The sequence below is a fragment of the Tenacibaculum sp. genome (assembly GCF_050290165.1).
In the GTDB taxonomy this organism is placed as follows: domain Bacteria; phylum Bacteroidota; class Bacteroidia; order Flavobacteriales; family Flavobacteriaceae; genus Polaribacter.
The window spans coordinates 33,331-50,924 of record NZ_JBNKHD010000002.1; the positions used below are offsets into that span (position 1 = coordinate 33,331).

The 17,594-nt window shown below is 31.5% G+C and carries 18 protein-coding genes; 4 read left to right on the forward strand and 14 right to left on the reverse strand.

Translation table 11 applies throughout. From position 1 onward, the window contains the following. Positions 1–26 precede the first annotated feature (26 nt). From ACQY6M_RS02090 to ACQY6M_RS02115, 6 genes are all read right to left on the reverse strand, one after another. Positions 27–2,255, reverse strand: coding sequence for a M1 family metallopeptidase (locus tag ACQY6M_RS02090; protein WP_428743035.1), 2,229 nt, complete (start codon positions 2,253–2,255; stop codon positions 27–29). Positions 2,256–2,324: 69 nt separating this feature from the next. Next, entirely contained in the window at positions 2,325–2,816 is a 492-nt protein-coding gene (locus tag ACQY6M_RS02095; protein WP_428743034.1) for a DUF6702 family protein, read from the reverse strand. A 30-nt stretch (positions 2,817–2,846) separates the two neighbouring features. Next, on the reverse strand, positions 2,847–3,644 hold the full coding sequence (locus ACQY6M_RS02100) for a hypothetical protein (RefSeq protein WP_428743033.1): 798 nt from the start codon (positions 3,642–3,644) through the stop codon (positions 2,847–2,849). An 81-nt stretch (positions 3,645–3,725) separates the two neighbouring features. Further along, positions 3,726–4,511, reverse strand: coding sequence for a carboxypeptidase-like regulatory domain-containing protein (locus ACQY6M_RS02105; RefSeq protein WP_428743032.1), 786 nt, complete (start codon positions 4,509–4,511; stop codon positions 3,726–3,728). Then, positions 4,508–5,326, reverse strand: coding sequence for a carboxypeptidase-like regulatory domain-containing protein (locus tag ACQY6M_RS02110; RefSeq protein WP_428743031.1), 819 nt, complete (start codon positions 5,324–5,326; stop codon positions 4,508–4,510). The genes ACQY6M_RS02105 and ACQY6M_RS02110 overlap by 4 nt, the downstream gene beginning before the upstream one ends. Before the next feature lie 4 nt (positions 5,327–5,330). Beyond that, entirely contained in the window at positions 5,331–6,107 is a 777-nt protein-coding gene (locus tag ACQY6M_RS02115) for a carboxypeptidase-like regulatory domain-containing protein (RefSeq protein WP_428743030.1), read from the reverse strand. Between the two features lie 127 nt (positions 6,108–6,234). Here ACQY6M_RS02115 and pepE point away from each other — a divergent pair, with 127 nt between their 5' ends. Continuing rightward, entirely contained in the window at positions 6,235–6,942 is a 708-nt protein-coding gene (pepE, locus tag ACQY6M_RS02120; RefSeq protein ID WP_428743029.1) for a dipeptidase PepE, read from the forward strand. Positions 6,943–7,227: 285 nt separating this feature from the next. Then, positions 7,228–7,707 carry an RICIN domain-containing protein gene (locus ACQY6M_RS02125; RefSeq protein ID WP_428743028.1) on the forward strand — a complete coding sequence of 160 codons (480 nt, stop codon included), beginning with the start codon at positions 7,228–7,230 and terminating at the stop codon, positions 7,705–7,707. Between the two features lie 187 nt (positions 7,708–7,894). Here ACQY6M_RS02125 and ACQY6M_RS02130 read toward each other — a convergent pair whose 3' ends face one another. From ACQY6M_RS02130 to ACQY6M_RS02160, 7 genes are all read right to left on the reverse strand, one after another. Then, positions 7,895–8,416, reverse strand: a complete 522-nt coding sequence (locus ACQY6M_RS02130) for a DinB family protein (RefSeq protein WP_428743027.1) — start codon at positions 8,414–8,416, stop codon at positions 7,895–7,897. A gap of 130 nt (positions 8,417–8,546) precedes the next feature. Next, positions 8,547–9,113 carry a hypothetical protein gene (locus ACQY6M_RS02135; protein WP_428743026.1) on the reverse strand — a complete coding sequence of 189 codons (567 nt, stop codon included), beginning with the start codon at positions 9,111–9,113 and terminating at the stop codon, positions 8,547–8,549. 149 nt (positions 9,114–9,262) lie between these two features. Next, positions 9,263–10,147: a bifunctional methylenetetrahydrofolate dehydrogenase/methenyltetrahydrofolate cyclohydrolase FolD gene (gene folD, locus ACQY6M_RS02140; RefSeq protein WP_428743025.1), complete on the reverse strand. Its 885-nt coding sequence runs from the start codon at positions 10,145–10,147 to the stop codon at positions 9,263–9,265. A gap of 89 nt (positions 10,148–10,236) precedes the next feature. Further along, positions 10,237–11,565 carry a signal recognition particle protein gene (ffh, locus tag ACQY6M_RS02145; protein WP_428743024.1) on the reverse strand — a complete coding sequence of 443 codons (1,329 nt, stop codon included), beginning with the start codon at positions 11,563–11,565 and terminating at the stop codon, positions 10,237–10,239. A gap of 151 nt (positions 11,566–11,716) precedes the next feature. Continuing rightward, positions 11,717–12,271, reverse strand: coding sequence for a DUF1572 family protein (locus tag ACQY6M_RS02150; protein ID WP_428743023.1), 555 nt, complete (start codon positions 12,269–12,271; stop codon positions 11,717–11,719). A gap of 46 nt (positions 12,272–12,317) precedes the next feature. Then, on the reverse strand, positions 12,318–12,785 hold the full coding sequence (msrB, locus tag ACQY6M_RS02155; protein ID WP_428743022.1) for a peptide-methionine (R)-S-oxide reductase MsrB: 468 nt from the start codon (positions 12,783–12,785) through the stop codon (positions 12,318–12,320). Positions 12,786–12,787: 2 nt separating this feature from the next. Further along, a complete protein-coding gene (locus ACQY6M_RS02160) occupies positions 12,788–13,654 on the reverse strand; it encodes an alpha/beta hydrolase (protein ID WP_428743021.1) in 867 nt (288 codons plus the stop codon). A gap of 130 nt (positions 13,655–13,784) precedes the next feature. Between ACQY6M_RS02160 and ACQY6M_RS02165 the strand changes: the two genes are divergently transcribed. Both ACQY6M_RS02165 and ACQY6M_RS02170 read left to right on the forward strand, forming a co-directional pair. Further along, positions 13,785–14,594 (forward strand): M48 family metallopeptidase, encoded by an 810-nt coding sequence (locus ACQY6M_RS02165; protein WP_428743020.1) that lies wholly within the window; start codon positions 13,785–13,787, stop codon positions 14,592–14,594. Between the two features lie 69 nt (positions 14,595–14,663). Further along, complete coding sequence (locus ACQY6M_RS02170) at positions 14,664–15,959, forward strand: MFS transporter (protein ID WP_428743019.1); 1,296 nt, start codon at positions 14,664–14,666, stop codon at positions 15,957–15,959. Here the strand turns inward: ACQY6M_RS02170 and ACQY6M_RS02175 are convergent, their stop codons facing one another. Continuing rightward, the gene (locus tag ACQY6M_RS02175) at positions 15,960–17,582 is read right to left on the reverse strand and encodes a pseudouridine synthase (protein WP_428743018.1); all 1,623 of its coding nucleotides are present in this window, start codon (positions 17,580–17,582) and stop codon (positions 15,960–15,962) included. It lies immediately after the preceding gene. Between the last annotated feature and the right edge of the window lie 12 nt (positions 17,583–17,594).

Consider the following 17,594-nt stretch of genomic DNA (forward strand, 5'->3'; position numbering starts at 1 on the left):
TTATGTTTATATAGTAGAACTTTAATCTAGTTCTTTGCTTTACTTTTAAAAGCATCAAACTTATTGGTAGTTTGTTTAGGCCAACTGTTGTTTGAAGTATCAATATCAGCTGTTTCTAAATCTGGATCGACTACTATACTCTTAATTTCTTTAGAAGAAGTAAACACTCTAAGGACTTTAGTGTCGTCTTTCTTCCAAATTTGAGCAGGGAAAGTTTCACGCTTTTTAGTCCCATCAGCATAGGTAAGCTCTACAATAATAGGCATTACTAACCCACCTGGTTTTTCAAACTCTACTTCATACATATATGCAGGAATATCAGTTAAACCAGCTTTTTCATCTGTCGATAATCCGTTAATGTATGACTTTACGTCTGCTGAATTAGCTTCATCTTTATTTGTAGTCAAGTATACTAACTTACCTAAACGAGCAAAATAAGAAGGATACTGTTCTTGTAATTTTTTTGTTTTTTCGTTTGGTTTGTCCGTTAAGTATAGAGGTTTCACTTCTTTAATACCTATATCATTATAATCGGTAGTATAAAACCATCCTCTCCAAAACCAATCTAAATCCATTCCTGAAGCATCTTCCATAGTTCTAAAGAAATCAGCAGGAGTAGGGTGCTTGAACATCCATCTTTTAGAATAGGTTCTAAATGCATAATCAAATAATTCAGGTCCCATAATTGTATGACGTAACATGTATAAACCTGCAGCAGGCTTTGTATAAGCATTTGGTCCAAAGTTATGTACATAATCACCTTGAGACATGATAGGGCTTAAGTTATTTTGATCTAAGCTCATATAACGTACAATATCTTTTGGTAAGTTACCTGTATTGTAATTTGGGTCGTAATCTAATTCTGCTAACGTTTCAACGAAAGAGTTTAAACCTTCGTCCATCCATGTCCATTGACGTTCATCAGAATTCACAATCATAGGGAAGAAGTTATGACCAACTTCGTGTGTAATTACTCCAATCATTCCATTTTTAACTCTATCAGAATAGCTTCCATCAGGATTTGGACGTCCAAAATTGAAACAAATCATTGGATACTCCATACCTTGATCTTTTGCATGTACTGAAATTGCTTTTGAGTATGGATAATCAAATGTTAATTTTGAGTATTCTTCTAAGGTATTAGCAACAACTTTAGTAGAATGCTCTTCCCATAAAGGGTTTCCTTCTTTTGGGTATAAAGAAACAGCCATAACTGTTTTACCATTAATATTTACAGCCATAGCATCCCAAATATACTTTCTTGAAGAAGCAAAAGCAAAATCACGTACTTGATTCGCTTTGAAATGCCAAGTTTTTGTTTGAGTTGTTCCTGCTTTTTCGTTCTCTTCAGCTTCTTTTTGAGTTACAATAAAAACAGGACTTTTATATGATTTTCTTGCTTTTTCCCAACGATTACGTTGTTCTTTACTAAGTACATCTTTTTCGTTTTGTAATTCACCTGTTGCATCTAGAATATGATCAGCAGGTACAGTAATCTTTACATCATAATCACCAAACTCTAAAGCAAATTCACTACGTCCCCAAAACTGCATGTTTTGCCAACCTTCTACATTGTTATACACACAAAGTCTTGGAAAGAACTGTGCAATAGTATAGTTTTTGTTACCATCAGGGAATACTTCAAAACCAGAACGACCTCCATCTTTAACAGAGTTGTTGATTAGATAGTTCCATTTAATTTTAAATTTAAAAACTTCACCTGGAGCTAATGGCTTAGGTAAGTTAATTCGCATCATCGTGCGGTTAATAGTGTGAGATAAGTCTCTACCATCAGCATATTTTACAGATTCAATTTTAAAACCAAAATTTTTAGGTTTTCCCATGTTATCTGTTACAAATTTTTCTGGCGTTTGAAAACCACTAGCACCTTTTGATTCAGCCAAAGGGGTCTCAGAGTCAGGTGCACGCATGTTTTGGTCTAACTGTAACCATAAATACTCTAAATTGTCTTTAGAGTTATTGTGGTATGTGATATCTTCTTCACCATAAATCTTGTTAGTGGCTTCATCTAAGCGTAAGTTCATTACATAATCAACCTTTTGTTGTGTATATGCATGACCTGGAGCTCCTGAAGCTGTGCGTTGATCATTAGGTGTTGCTAAAAAGTCTTTTAACTGGCGAAATTTATTTTGATCGACATGACCTTTTTGTGGCTCTTTTTTTGGTGCTTCTTGCGCAAATAACGATGCTGAAACAAAAAGGGCTGAAAATAGTAGAGTAGAGTATTTTCTCATCTTTTGTTTGTTAATTTTGAAAAATATGCGGAAAGTTAATGAAATCTTGTTGGTAAAAAAGAGAGTGTCTTAAAAATTTAACAAACCTTTATCATTTTTTTTAGATAAGAACAAACTTTTACGTTTATTTTTTATTGTGGCTTTGATAAGATTTTGTTGATCAGGAAAATATTTAACTAAAATGTCGTTTTCTATTTGAATAGAACTAGGCATTGATATATTTTCTATCTCTAAATAAAAATAAACAATATTGCCATCGTATTCTTTTCCAATAAACTTGTATTCAACATTCTTGTTATTAACTGTTAGCTTAAAGTGTTCTTTTAAATACTTAAAAAAATAAGCATCAGTATTTTTAAGTTCATTTTTAGTGTCTAATTGTAAATCTACATTATAATCGTTATTGATGGCAACTTCAATGTCATCCATAAATACGTTCATAATCATTTGAATGCTACGAGTATCTTCTCTATATTGAATTTCAGTTAAAGCAATATAGTATTTATGTATTGTAAATGACAATAAAGTAAAAGCAAAAAGGAAAATAATAACTTTTTTCATGAATAAAACTAGGTCAAAAACTAAGCCAAGTTACTGCTTTTCGATAAGTTTAAGGTAACTGTAGTGTTCTTTTCTTAAAATTTTAATCACTTTTAACATTTCATTTTCTTGATATAACTTTTCAATTCCTAACGGATTGCAATACTCAAGATAGTTATAATACTTGTCTACTGGAATTTTTAACTCCACAAAAAAGAAATCTTCACCTAGTTCGTTTAGTAATTTAGCAGGAAAATTTTCTTTAAGTGTTAGTTCTTGACGAAGTTTCCACAGATTTTCTGATTCTTTAACAGGAATTTTATTGGTAGTACCAAAGCCCTCAAAAGTAGTAGTAGGATCAACTCTAACTAGATTTGGTTTTACATGTTTGCTAATGTGATCATCAGAGGCATATTTATCATAATTTACATTAGAAAAATCTGTAGCCTTGGTAGCAATCTCTTGTAATTTATCACGCTTTACTTTTTTTAAGTCTTTAGTAAGGTCTCCAGAAAGTTCATTGGTTCTTAACGAAATTTCTTCTAATTCATAATCTTGTCTTTCTAAGGTGGTTCTTTTTCGATATTTATTAAAGTCTTCTTTGGTTAGTTTTTCAAAAATAGTTTTATATCCAATTGATGTATACCTGATAGAATCATTAGGTTTTGCAAAAATTCTGTATTCACCATTTTCATTTGAAAATGTAGCCTGGTTTGTAGAAAAGTTAACAATATGCGCATTTTCTAGTACGCCATTTTCATCATAAATGATTCCAAATAACGTTTTTCGTTCTTCTTGAGAGAACACAATTTGTGATAGGAAAATAAAGACAAGCAATACTTTTTTCATTACAAGACTATTTTTGTGTTTCTTCTAAAGATACAAATATTTTAGGAAAAAAGTAAGGCTAAAGATTTGAAAAATAATTGATTATTTGTGTTCGGGGTAGTTTTTTGGATTTAGTTTTTTAAATACTTCTGATTTCTCTTTTAAGAAGGATATCATAGCTACCTCATTATTTAAAAGAGAGTGTTTGAAATCATCAGCTTCTTCAGAAAAATAGATAAACCTAGAAATATCTTGTTGTAAAATTCTAAGTTCATGCTTTATGAATATGTGATAATTGTTATGTATAAGCTGTATCCTCTTTTCTTTGTCTTCAATCGCTTTTAACTTCTTTAGTTTTTTTATTCTACCAGATATCCAATTAAGTAAAGGGTCTATGGGGATACCAGCAGAACTCGACATGGCTGTATGTAATCTTCTTTCTGCAGGAGTTAAAATTCTGGAACCTGCGAACGGCAATTTTAGGGTCTTAGCATTAATTTCTTTTTCAGATTTGATATGTTTGGTATCGGTAGATATGTATCCTAAAAGGTTGTGCTCTTTTATCTCCACTTCATTTAATTCAATAGGAACTTTTGTAAGTTGAATCGTATTTTCGTGTAATCCAAAGTGATTGATTTTAACTACAATTTTTTTGGTTTCATAGCCTACAAATGATAAACGTAAGGTATCATTTGGTTTTGCTAAAATTCGAAATTCACCAGCATCATTACTAAAAGTACCTTGTTTTGTATTTAGATTGATAATATGTGCGTTTGATACTGCACCCACTTCATCGTATATCGAAGCGTAAAAGAAAGATCTACGCTCTTGAGATACAATTTTTAAGGAGAAGATTAAACAGATAGAAAGTAATAATAGCTTTTTCATTCTTTTTCCTTTATTGCTTTTAGATAAGTATGACTCTCTTGCTGTAAGATATTAATTACTTTGAGAATATTTCCATTTTTATATAACTTTTCTATATCTAAAGAATTACAATATTCTAAAAAATGAAGATATTTTTCCTTTGGAATTTTTAGTTCAACGAAAAAGAAGTGTGAACCGAATTCAGAAAGTAATTTTTTAGGAAAGCTTTCTTTAAAGCTAATTTCTTTTCGTGTTCTTTTAAGTTCTTGAGAGTATTTATCCGGACCTGAGCTAACCCCACCTCCAACACCAGCAAATTTAGCTGTAGGATCGGTTTCTTTTCTCATATTAGGAGCTTTTCCTCGGGCTATTATATCAATATCAGATACTACAGATTCTTTAAAGTTAATTTTAGAAAAATCTAATGCATTTTCAGATTTAGCTTCTGCAATGTCTTTAGGAGTTTGTTTTAAATCTGCATAAAGAGAACCTGTTAAATTGTGTTTTTTAATTTGAACTTCATCAAGCTCAATCAATTCTTTTTTAAGCGCTATTTTATTCTCTACTATACCAAAGTGATTGACTTTAACTACAATTTTTTTGGTTTCATATCCTACGAACGATAAACGTAAGGTATCATTTGGTTTTGCCAAGATTCGAAATTCACCATTATCATTGGTAAATGTACCTTGTTTTGTGTTAATATTTATAACATGTACATTAGGAATTGGACCTAATTCATCATTTACACTAGCGTACAAAAACTTTCGGTTTTCTTGAGCTGATATTTTTAAAGAGATTATAAAAAGTAAAGTGAAGGGTAGTTGTTTTATCATACAGTTATTTTTGTGTGAGTCTTATATGTTCATTTTCTAGTAGGTAAGGAGAATTTTTACTATTTTCAATCAATACAGAGGTGAGTTCTAAAACTTTATCCTTTTTATATAGGTAAACGATGCCTTTTGAAATGCAACTCTCTAGAAACGAGTTAATGTGTTCTTTTTTAATTTTGAGTTGATAAACAAAAAAACCGTCAGTAAAATGTTTTCTGATTTTTGCTAGGTTTTGATCTTCTACTTTTAGTTTTTTTAATAATCTTTTTTGTTTGTTTTTTCCATTAAGCGCATTGATAAGCCCTGTGAGACCTATAGTTACTCCAGATTCTATTTTCACTGTCTTTTCATCTTTCGGTTTGTTATTAGCATAAGGAAGATTTAATGTTTTGGCGTTGACAACCGGAGCATTGTTAGGCATAATGTCTTTATCTACTTCAAAAATTCCTTTTTTTCTTTCCAAAACCACCTCATCAAGCATATGACTTTTGCTATCAACATAAATAACAATGTTTCTTGATTGAATATTCTCTTGAGCAATAGTAAACTCTTTATACTCTAGGTTTAGATGAGAAATTAAGAGAACATCATTTTTTGTAGCTAAAATTTCAAACCTCCCGTTTTCATTAGATATTGTACCTACTGTTAATTTCTTATTGATAATATGTACATCTTGTGTTGGAATGCTATCTATAAAAACAGTACCGGTAATAATTTTAGGAGTGTTTTGAGCAAATAGTAAACACGAGTAGAAAGTAAAAAAAGCAATTAAAAAGTTTCTCATAGCACAAATAAACTACCAACTCGTCTTAAAAATGTTTTAACGACATGGTAAATTTTTGTTAATTTGAAATATAAAGAGTTAGTAAAAGATACTTGATGCTAATCAAGTATAAATAGATATTGTATACATGAAAAAATTAATAATAGCGAGCACCTCTACAGTACATGGAAGTGGTTATTTAGAATATATTTTACCAACCTTAACTGATTTTTTTAAGGAAGCATCAACAATTTTGTTCATCCCTTATGCGCGTGCAAGTGGGAAAACTTATGATGAATATACAGCGATAGCTCGTAATGCTTTTGCTACAATTAATAAAGAGGTAAGAGGAATTCATGAGTATGAAAATCCCAAGGAAGCTATTCAACACGCGGAGGCAATTTTTACTGGAGGAGGAAATACGTTTGAGTTGGTAAATCAATTGTATAAAAATGATATCATTCCAGATTTAACAAAAGCTGTAGAAAATGGAACTCCGTATTTGGGTACTAGTGCAGGAAGTAATATTTGTGGCGTGACGATGATGAATACTAACGATATGCCTATTGTGTATCCACCAAGTTTTAAAACTTTAGGATTTATTCCGTTTAATATCAATGCACATTATTTAGATCCGAATCCAGATTCTACCCATATGGGAGAAACTAGAGAAACTCGTATTAAAGAATATCATATTTTTAATGAAACATCTGTATTAGGATTACGTGAAGGAAGTTGGCTAGAAGTGAACGGAGATTCAATTGTATTACGAGGAGTTTATACAGCACGTTTATTTCAACAAAATAAAGAATCTGTGGAGTTAGATACAAATACAGAGATTAGTCAGTATTTATAAAGTGTTAATTTTAAATGTGTTAGATATAGGTTGGTTCATTACACAAGTACTAAACCATTTTTATATTTTGTCTTTTTACCGGCCATACCTAGAATTCATAGGTTAATGTATAAGATTTATGCTCTTGTTACATTTTTTCAAAAAATACCCTTTTATTTTTTCAACTTTGTGTTGTAATTAAAAACAAATTATTCGATTGAGTAGCTACTACCTGTTTAAATTACAAAGGTGGAATCCGAAAAGCCAATTTTTAAATAGAGTAGGAAATATTTAATACATTTAATTATGAGCTTTGATTCAAATTTTTATTATCGCTTAAGTACAATGTTCAGAGGAGACAAAATGGATTTAGACATTTTTAATGGTGGAGAATTCAATAATATGCCTCACCTAACTACCGAAGCTAATTATTCTGGACAATATTGGTCTATACAACCATCAGAACAAAAGGGTTATTATCGTTTAAGTACAATGTTTAGAGGATCTGAAATGTGTTTAGATGTTTACAACGGAGGGAAATATAACAATATGTTACATTTAGTACCTAAAGCTAATTATTCTGGACAATTTTGGAAGATTGAAGAAACTTCTAACCAACCTGGATATTATCGATTAAGTACAATGTTTAGAGGAGACAAAATGGATTTAGATATCTTTAATGGTGGAGAATTCAATAATATGCCTCATTTAACTAAAGAAGCTAATTATTCTGGGCAGTATTGGATGTTTGAAAAAACGAAACAAAGAATACAAGAGACAGCTTAATTAAAATTAACTAAATAATAATATGCAATGCATTTATAATTAATTGTGTTGCATATTATTAAATTGAGTATAATAATTTTATATGTAGTTTGTTGCGTGAAATGGATAAGTATTTTTTGAAATAGACTAGAACAAACAGCTACATATAATCAATGTTAGTAATAGAATTATTTGATTTATTAACTCTTTATTTGTCTAGTGGAAAATATCGTTCTTTTATGATGTTGAAATGATGGATTTGATGAGCTGTTATTGTTAGACCAATTGTATATAAAGGCATTTCGTATTCAAAAAAGACACAATTTGTTTCGAGAATATCTTGATTAAAAGATTTAAACATCATAATAGTTGATTGACGTACAATTCTGAGCTCATTTACCAACTGTTCAATGGTTAATTCATCTGCATTTGAATTTGTACCCATTATTTCTTGATCAAGTGCTTCTGGAATATGTCCTTCATTACGAGCAAACAATATAGCACGATAACACCAAATTCTTTCCCAATCTATCAAATGTTGTAGTATTTTATGAATAGACCATTTACCTTTTTCATAAGTGTTTAAACCAATCCTCTCTAATTTAGCGATGTCCAATTCATCAATTTTTTTCAAACTTAGCTCAAAAGCTTCATCGAGTTCAATATTTCCATTAAGCTTTAAAACATATTCTAAAAAGGCTGGATTTTTTTTGATTTCTGATTTTTCCATTTTTGCTTTTTATGTTGTTAACTTTTAAATATACTTTAATTTGGGGTTTGGAACAGGTGTTAGCAATTCCGAGTGGATTCGGACGTACTCGAATCCGTCGTAATTACGGTTATACAATGTTGTAAACTGTTTAGTCATACATGTTCATAAAAGTATTATAGCAAAACACTTTATCTGGTGTTATCTCAATTATTTTATTTTTGTTAATATCTACTTTCCAAACTTTTAAAATGTCATCTTTATTTACTCGTGACTTATTTGATAAATATATTAAACCATAAATAAATTCCTCATTATCATTTTTGACTAATCTACACTCAGAAAGGTCATCCCATAAACTCCTATTTGTATCAGATAATACATGTACTTGATCTAAAATTTCATATTTGTTATTAGTTAATATAATAACATTTAAATTTCCTTTTTGGAGTAAATGAATATTTTTGTGTGTTTTATCCCAAGATTTTCCAATAGTTTTATACAATGATTTTCCAACTGTTTCATGAAACCCAAGAGAATCACGAAATTTTTCTATTTGTGAATAGCGTGAGAATTCTGAGCTGTTAGATTTGTATTGACCACTTTTAACTTTTCTTTCAATGTCTTTGATAATCTCAAGGTCAGTGTTTTTCTTTTGATTATTACAGCTTATATTTAAAATAAGAATTAAAAAAAATATTAAATGATTATTTTTCATATGGTTAGATAATTGTTTTACAATTTTTTTTGTCCTTTTTATACAATTGGCAAGATAAAAGAAAATCTGTGATTCAAGAAGGTTTTAATATTATCCATAAAAAAAGACTGCCGTTAAGCAGTCTTTTTATTATATATAAAGTTGTTTTATTAAGCCTTTTCTTGTCTACGTTCACAAGCTAAAAGGGTGTTTTTTAGTAACATTGCAATAGTCATTGGACCAACACCTCCAGGAACAGGAGTAATGTGTGAAGCTTTTTCTGCAACTTCGTTAAAAGCGACATCGCCTACCAATCTGAAACCTTGCTTTTTTGAAGGATCAGCTACACGAGTAATTCCTACATCAATAATTACAACATCTTCTTTTACCATGTCACCTTTTAAAAACTCTGGAATACCAATAGCAGCCACAATAATATCGGCTCTTTTGGTAATTTCCTTTAAGTTTTTAGTTCTACTATGGGTTAAGGTAACGGTAGCGTTTCCTACTTTTCTTTTTTGAGAAAGTAAAATACTCATTGGGCTACCAACTATATGGCTACGACCAATTACAACGACATCTTTACCAGAAGTTTCAATATTATAACGTTCTAATAATTCTAAAATACCAAAAGGAGTCGCTGAGATAAACGTGGGTAAGTTCAATGTCATTTTACCAACATTCATAGGATGGAAACCATCTACATCTTTATCTGGGTCAACTGCCATTAAAACTTTTTGTTCATCAATATGGTCGGGTAGTGGTAGTTGTACTATAAAACCATCAATGTCATGATCAACATTTAAAATAGCAATTTCATTTAGTAATTCTTCTTCAGTAGTTTCTTCAGGAAGGCGAACTAAAGTAGATTCAAATCCAACGCGTTCACAAGCTTTAACTTTGGCGTTAACGTAGGTTAAACTTGCTCCGTCATTACCAACAATAACGGCAGCCAAGTGTGGTACCTTCTTATCATTTTCCTTTAATGCTGCTACTTCTAAAGCAATTTCTTCTTTAATGTCTGCTGATGTTTTTTTACCGTCTAGTAAAATCATTTTTAGTGTGTTGTTGTGTGTTATTTAGTGTGTTGTTGTTTATTTAAAAAGAAAAAAGAGAAGCCGACAAAACTTCTCTCTTTTTAATATTATTTCATACCTTTCATCATTTGCATCATTTTTCTTCCGCCACCACCTTGCATCATCTTCATCATCTTACTCATTTGGTCGAATTGTTTCATCAACTGATTTACTTCTTGAACCGACGTTCCCGATCCTTTCGCAATTCTTTTTTTACGACTCGCATTAATCATTGTAGGCGTACTTCTTTCCGCAGGAGTCATAGAGTGTATAATAGCTTCAATTCCTTTAAATGCATCATCATCAATATCTACATCTTTTAAAGCCTTACCAGCACCAGGAATCATTCCAACTAAATCTTTCATGCTACCCATTTTTTTGATTTGATTGATTTGATTTAAGAAATCATCAAAGCCAAACTGGTTTTTAGCAATCTTCTTTTGTAGTTTTCTCGCTTCTTCTTCATCGTATTGTTCTTGGGCACGTTCTACTAACGAAACAACGTCTCCCATTCCTAAAATACGATCAGACATACGACTAGGGTGGAATACATCAATTGCATCCATTTTTTCACCCGTACCAATAAATTTGATTGGTTTATCTACTACCGATTTAATCGATAAAGCAGCTCCACCACGAGTATCACCATCTAATTTGGTTAATACAACTCCGTCAAAATTCAATACATCGTTAAAGGCTTTAGCTGTGTTAACAGCATCTTGACCTGTCATAGAGTCAACCACAAATAATGTTTCTTGTGGGCTCACAGCTTTGTGGATGTTAGAAATTTCCGTCATCATTTCCTCATCAACAGCTAAACGACCTGCGGTATCAATAATTACCACATTTTTACTGTTAGCCTTTGCATGCTTAATAGCATTTAGAGAAATTTCGACAGGATTTTGATTTCCTTCTTCTGCATATACTTCTACACCAATTTGCTCTCCAACTACACGTAGCTGGTTAATTGCCGCAGGACGATATACATCACATCCAACTAATAAAACCTGTTTTGATTTTTTAGTTTTAAGGTAGTTAGCTAATTTACCAGAAAAGGTTGTTTTACCCGAACCTTGTAAACCAGACATTAAAATAACGGTAGGAGAGCCCCCTAAGTTAATACCTACTGTATCACCTCCCATTAATTCGGTTAACTCATCTTTAACGAGTTTAACCATTAATTGTCCAGGGTTTAACGTAGTTAATACGTCTTGTCCTAAGGCTTTTTGTTGTACAGTTTTGGTAAACTCTTTCGCAATTTTAAAGTTAACATCGGCATCTAATAAAGCTCTACGAACTTCTTTTAGCGTTTCCGCAACGTTAACTTCGGTAATTTTTCCGTGTCCTTTCAGCGTATGTAACGCTTTATCTAACTTTTCGCTTAAATTATTAAACATGTATCGGCTTCATTTTTTAGAGGCACAAATTTAGTTATTAGTTGTTAGTTTTTAGCAATTAGGAGGTATAATTTTTTTATAAAAGAGCATGATTTATTGCTGATTGTAGTAATAATCCTACTTAGTGATAATAAAAATGAGAAAAGAGATGTTATAAATCTTCTGTAAAATGTTTACGTTCTTTTTCTTCACTAAACTTTTCTGCATTGAAATTTTTAGAAGCATTTCTCGGAATAGATAAAGATTTCCAGTTTTCATTTTGCATCATTTTGCCTAAAAAAACCAATTGTCCTATGTGATAAGAGTAATGACATAACTGCCTGTTAATAGCTTCGACAACTGAGTGTCCTTGGTTTCTGATGTATACAATTTTTTCTAAATCGTCTTCAGTTAACGGATTAATTGCTGTAAATAAACAATCCCATCCTTGTTCCCAATAAGCAATTACTTCTTCTTTCGTTGTAAATGAATTGACAAATTCTCCATCACGATTTCGCCATGACTTTTCTCCATCTTCGGTTAAAAAGTTTGTCCAACGTGAAAGCATATTTCCAGCTATGTGTTTTGCAATGATAGCGATAGAGTTACTTTCTTCATTCACTTGCCAAAAAAAATGCTCTTCACTAATTTGAGCAAAAGTTTTATCACCTAAAGATTTATAATATTCAAATTGCCTTTGTATACTAGAGTGGTATGAGGTATTCATAGAAATTGATTTTTAAGAACCTCTAATTTACAAAATTTCCAGGAAATTATTTTTTAGGAATAAACTCTAAAGCAACTCCATTAACGCAATGACGTTTACCCGTAGTTTCTTTTGGACCATCATCAAAAACATGCCCTAAATGGCTACCACAAGTTTTACATCTTAACTCGGTACGTGCATATCCTAATTTGTAATCGACACCAAACTCTATGTTTTCTTTGATAGCACTATCAAAAGAAGGCCAACCACAGCCAGAATCAAATTTACTGTCAGACTTGTACAAAGGTGTTTTACAAGCAGCACATACATAAACACCTTCTTTATAATTTTTGTTCAAAGGACTTGAATTAGGACGTTCTGTACCAGCTTCCCTTAATACATGGTATTGTTGAGGCGTTAACAATTGTTTCCATTCACTATTAGTTTTATTTACTTTAGGCTTTTTTGGGTTTTGAGCATTTGCAGAAAAACTGAATAGAACAGTTAAAAGGAAGAAGAAAATTATTTTTTTCATAATTATTGTGTAATAAAATCGACAATTCTGGAAGCTACTTTTGAATTACGAAGAATTTTAGTGTGTCCAAGCCCTTCAGTAATTAAAAGTTTTCCGTTTTGTAGGTTTTGACGAATTTTTACAGCACAACTTACAGAGACATCTCCGTCTGTTGTATCATGAACAACTAATGTAGGAATTGTAATCTTTTTAGCAACATTACTTGATGAATGGATATCAATATCTCTTTGCCATTTTTTATCAAATAAACGCTTCATTTTCTTTGCAACGATAGGCTTTACGTGTAAGTTCTTAGTGAAATTTAAAATAACATCGGAAATTTTATCTGCAGATCCAACACTAACAAATTTGTTTACTGCAAAACTTTCAGAGATAGCATTAAACAAACACATGGCTCCAAATGAATGTCCTATGGCTGCTTCAAAAGGACCAAATTGTTTGTTAATTTCAGTAATAGTTTCTAAAAATTCAGGCATTTCGGTAGTCTTTCCTGCAGAGTTTCCATGAGAAGGTCCATCAAAAGAAATAACCATATAGCCTTTTTCAAGCAGTTTATCTGCAATCATGTAAAGTTGTGTACTTCTTCCTGCCCAACCATGAACAAATAAAACTTTTTTGGTAGAATATCCATACGAAAGTACTTGAATACTTTTTGCTATTGATGGCACGTTTATTGTTTTCTTTTGAGCGCTCTCTAACATTACTTTTTCTCTCTTAGGCATAGGAAAACTTACAGGAGTTGTAAATAATTTAGCGGCGAACTTAGCCGTTAAATGAGTAGAGAAATTTTGTAACGTCTTTGAAAAAAGAATGATAGGAAGAGGAATGTTTAGACTAGGAGGAAAGATGTTTGAACTTTTAAGATTCATTTATTTAGTTTTTTATGATAAATATAGAATTTGTAATTTTAAACACATAATTTTACGAACAACTTTGTGACAATCGCCTGCAAGATTGTGTCAAAAATTAATATAATCAGAAAACGTAAAACATTTAAAAATGAAAAAAATTATAGCTTTAGCGTGTGTAGCCGTTTTTTTAGTGCAATGTAGCACGGTGCCTATTACAGGGAGAAAAAGATTAAACTTTGTAAGTGATGCTGAAATATTACCAGCGAGTTTTGCGCAGTATCAAGGTTTTTTAAAAGAAAATAAAGTATCTACAGACGTAACAAAAACAAACCAAATAAGAAAAGTAGGAAAAAACATTTCATCAGCAGTGGATCGTTTTATGCGTGCTAATGGAATGAAGGCTGAAGCTGATTCTTACAGATGGGAATTTAATTTGGTTGAAGATAAAACAGTAAACGCTTGGTGTTTACCAGGAGGAAAAGTGGTTTTCTATACAGGTATTTTACCTATTTGTGCAAATGAAGACGGAATTGCAGCTGTTATGGGACACGAAGTAGCGCATGCTTTTGCTAAGCACGGGCAGGAACGTATGTCTACAGGTCAATTACAACAATTAGGAGGGGTAGCATTAGCTGTAGGTACTCAAAATAGCGAAAATGCTAAATTGTGGAATATGGCTTATGGTTTAGGAACACAAGTTGGTGTTATGTTACCATTTAGTAGAAGTCATGAAACTGAAGCTGATAAATTAGGGTTAGTTTTTATGATTATGGCCGGATATAGAGGTGAAGCAGCAGCTGAAGTATGGGTAAGAATGAGCCAACGTTCAGGAGGAGGAGCACCACCAGAGTTTATGAGTACTCACCCTTCAAACGAAACACGTATTCAAACATTAAAAGCTTATTTACCAGAAGCTAAAAAATTAGCAGCAAAATACAACGTACCTGCTAGTAAATAAAGCTCATTAAATTATAGTATATTGCAAACCGTTCAATCATTTTTGAACGGTTTTTTTATTATAATTCATATGTACAAAATAGGAGACAAGAAATTAATTAATGGTTGGGCATTTTACGATTGGGCAAATTCAGTGTATTCATTGGTAATTAGTACAGCCGTTTTTCCGTTGTATTATAGTGCGGTAACTGAAGGTAAAACAGTACGTTTTTTAGGAATGGATTGGGAACACCCCGATAGTTTATATAGTTATGCACTATCTTTTTCATTTTTAGTGGTTGCTTTTATTTCACCTATTTTATCAGGTATTGCAGATTATACAGGAAGTAAGAAAAAGTTTATGAAGTTTTTCTGTTCATTAGGAGCAATATCAGTAATGAGTTTATTCTTTTTCGATGGAATTGATACTGTATGGATTGGTATTTGGTTTACTATTTTGGCTAGTATAGGTTTTTGGGCCAGTTTGGTATTTTATAATGCTTATTTACCAGAGGTAGCTCATCCAGAGCAGCAAGATAGAGCTAGTGCAAAAGGATTTGTATATGGTTATATAGGTTCGGTGATTTTATTAGTAATCAACTTGGTTATGATTATGTTTCCAGAAATTTTAGGAATTACCTCAGGTATGGCTTCTAGAATTTCTTTTGTGATGGTAGGTATATGGTGGATAGGTTTTGCTCAGATAACTTTTAAACGTTTGCCAGGAAACGTTTATAACAAAAAACCAGAGAAAGATTATATATGGAAAGGATATAAGGAGTTACAAATAGTAATTAAAGAGGTGCTAAATTATCCAACATTAAAGCGTTTTTTAATTTCATTTTTCTTACTAAGTATTAGTGTACAAACTATCATTTTAATGGCTGCCATCTTTGGTTCTTCTGAATTGGGACTGTCATCAACTAGTTTGATAATTACTATTTTATTAGTACAAATTGTAGCTATTTTAGGAGCTATATTATTCTCTAGATTGTCAGAAAGATGGGGGAATATAACCGCATTAAAAGTAACTATTGTAGTATGGATGCTGGTGTGTTTTTGTGCATTTTTATTAGATAAGTCTCAAGAATATGTAGCTGTTTATTTTTATGGACTAGGAGGATTGTTAGGACTGGTACAGGGAGCTATTCAAACGTTAACACGTTCTACCTATTCAAAATTATTACCTGAAACAGAAGATCATGCAACGTATTTTAGTTTTTATGATGTAACAGAAAAAATAGCTATTGTACTTGGAACAGCAGTATATGGTGCTTTAAATGCAATTACAGGGTCTATGCAATGGAGTGTTTTATGTTTGGCTATCTTTTTCTTAGCTTCTTTTATTATTTTGAGTTCTCTTAAAAAGACAAAATACGTAGTGTAGCTAAAAAGGAGTTGGAGCAGTAAAACTCATTTGTTTTTGTGTTGTTGGATGTACAAATGTGATTTTTTCAGCATGTAAGTTTAGTCTGTCGGCTTTCCTTCCGTATAAATCATCACCAACAATAGAGATATTTAAACCTAAATGATGAGCCGCATGTACACGTAATTGATGCGTACGTCCTGTAATAGGATAGAAGTATACTTTAGTTTTATTCTCTATAACTTCAATGGTTTCCCATTTAGTGAGTGCTTTTTTACCGTGTTTATAACAAACAAGTTGCTTAGGACGATCTTCTAGATCTACTCTAAGAGGAAGGTCTATTTGACCATTATCATCTGTTAAAACACCATCTAATAAAGCTACGTAGCGTTTTTGTATCGTTTTTTCTATAAACTGAGATTGTATAGCTTTATAAGTTTCTTCGTTTTTGGCAATTAATAAAATTCCTGAGGTTGACATATCCAAACGATGTACTACTAAAGGTCCTGTAGCATTAGGATATAACTTTTGAATTCGACTGTATACCGAATCTTTAATTTCTTTCCCTTCTACGGATAGTAAGTCATGTGGTTTATTGATTACTATGATATCTGCATCTTCGTAAAGAAAAGTGATTTCTTTTTCACTCGTTAATTGAGTTTCTAATGGATTATCATCAATAGGCAATCCTTGTAACATGTGTGTTAAAATAGGCTTGCACTTTCCTGTACACGCAGGATAAAAATTTTGATGTTTTCTAACGGAGGTTTGTAATGGTTTTCCCCACCAGAATTCTGCCATACAAATAGGACGTAACTGATGTTTAAAAGCATATTGTAACAATTTAGGAACACAACAATCACCTGCACCAGCAGGAATATTCTGATCTGAATTATTAAAAATTGCTAATAAGTTTTGAACTTCTCCTTTAGAGTTTAAGAAAGAATAATGCTTAAAGATTTCTTGCTGTACCCAAGCAGAAAGTTCCTTTCGTTGCTTCTTTAAATTCTTAATTTCTTGTTTAAATGTTTCATAAACATCTTTTAAAGGGGCTATTTTATCATTCAAATACACTTCGTATTCACGTAGATAAAATTCCTCATTAATGTTTAACTGATTGTTTTGTTGTTCAAGTTTTTTTCTAAGATTTCTGCGCTGTTTTATTTTAGTATATTCTTGTACAAGTAAGTTATTGTGTTGCTCTTGTGTTTGTTGATATACTTTTTTAGTCTTTATATATTCAGGAGAATTTTCTATAGAAGCTATTTTTGAATTTATCTGATTAAGTTTTTCTTCTGTAGTAAGATAAAAACCGTTTTTATCTAAAACATCAAAAACAGGCGGGACAAAATGTTTGTGTTGAGTACTTTCGGCTAATTTACCCGAAAAAGCTGCCAAATAACCTAAATCTCCATTTACATTTTGAACAACTAAAACACCAAACATTTTACCCAAAGCATCTTTGTTGTTAAAATTTTCAATACCAAAGTCATGAAAAAAATCTGTTTGATATGTTAAGTATTTTTGTAGTTCTTTTGAGGCAATTTCAGCTAAAAGGTGAGGTGTGTAGTTATACGGATAGGTAAACTTTTTAGGCAATGAAACTGTAGAAACATCGGAAGAAAAAGGAATAAATTTTGTCATAATAAAAAGAAA

Coding starts and splice junctions, on each gene's coding strand:
- ACQY6M_RS02175 (WP_428743018.1), bottom strand. CDS start 17,582: ATGACAAAATTTATTCCTTTTTCTTCCGATGTTTCTACAGTTTCATTG.
- ACQY6M_RS02150 (WP_428743023.1), bottom strand. CDS start 12,271: ATGAATACCTCATACCACTCTAGTATACAAAGGCAATTTGAATATTAT.
- ACQY6M_RS02135 (WP_428743026.1), bottom strand. CDS start 9,113: ATGAAAAATAATCATTTAATATTTTTTTTAATTCTTATTTTAAATATA.
- ACQY6M_RS02095 (WP_428743034.1), bottom strand. CDS start 2,816: ATGAAAAAAGTTATTATTTTCCTTTTTGCTTTTACTTTATTGTCATTT.
- folD (WP_428743025.1), bottom strand. CDS start 10,147: ATGATTTTACTAGACGGTAAAAAAACATCAGCAGACATTAAAGAAGAA.
- ACQY6M_RS02170 (WP_428743019.1), top strand. CDS start 14,664: ATGTACAAAATAGGAGACAAGAAATTAATTAATGGTTGGGCATTTTAC.
- ACQY6M_RS02125 (WP_428743028.1), top strand. CDS start 7,228: ATGAGCTTTGATTCAAATTTTTATTATCGCTTAAGTACAATGTTCAGA.
- ACQY6M_RS02115 (WP_428743030.1), bottom strand. CDS start 6,107: ATGAGAAACTTTTTAATTGCTTTTTTTACTTTCTACTCGTGTTTACTA.
- ACQY6M_RS02090 (WP_428743035.1), bottom strand. CDS start 2,255: ATGAGAAAATACTCTACTCTACTATTTTCAGCCCTTTTTGTTTCAGCA.
- ACQY6M_RS02110 (WP_428743031.1), bottom strand. CDS start 5,326: ATGATAAAACAACTACCCTTCACTTTACTTTTTATAATCTCTTTAAAA.
- ACQY6M_RS02165 (WP_428743020.1), top strand. CDS start 13,785: ATGAAAAAAATTATAGCTTTAGCGTGTGTAGCCGTTTTTTTAGTGCAA.
- msrB (WP_428743022.1), bottom strand. CDS start 12,785: ATGAAAAAAATAATTTTCTTCTTCCTTTTAACTGTTCTATTCAGTTTT.
- pepE (WP_428743029.1), top strand. CDS start 6,235: ATGAAAAAATTAATAATAGCGAGCACCTCTACAGTACATGGAAGTGGT.
- ACQY6M_RS02130 (WP_428743027.1), bottom strand. CDS start 8,416: ATGGAAAAATCAGAAATCAAAAAAAATCCAGCCTTTTTAGAATATGTT.
- ACQY6M_RS02100 (WP_428743033.1), bottom strand. CDS start 3,644: ATGAAAAAAGTATTGCTTGTCTTTATTTTCCTATCACAAATTGTGTTC.
- ACQY6M_RS02105 (WP_428743032.1), bottom strand. CDS start 4,511: ATGAAAAAGCTATTATTACTTTCTATCTGTTTAATCTTCTCCTTAAAA.
- ffh (WP_428743024.1), bottom strand. CDS start 11,565: ATGTTTAATAATTTAAGCGAAAAGTTAGATAAAGCGTTACATACGCTG.
- ACQY6M_RS02160 (WP_428743021.1), bottom strand. CDS start 13,654: ATGAATCTTAAAAGTTCAAACATCTTTCCTCCTAGTCTAAACATTCCT.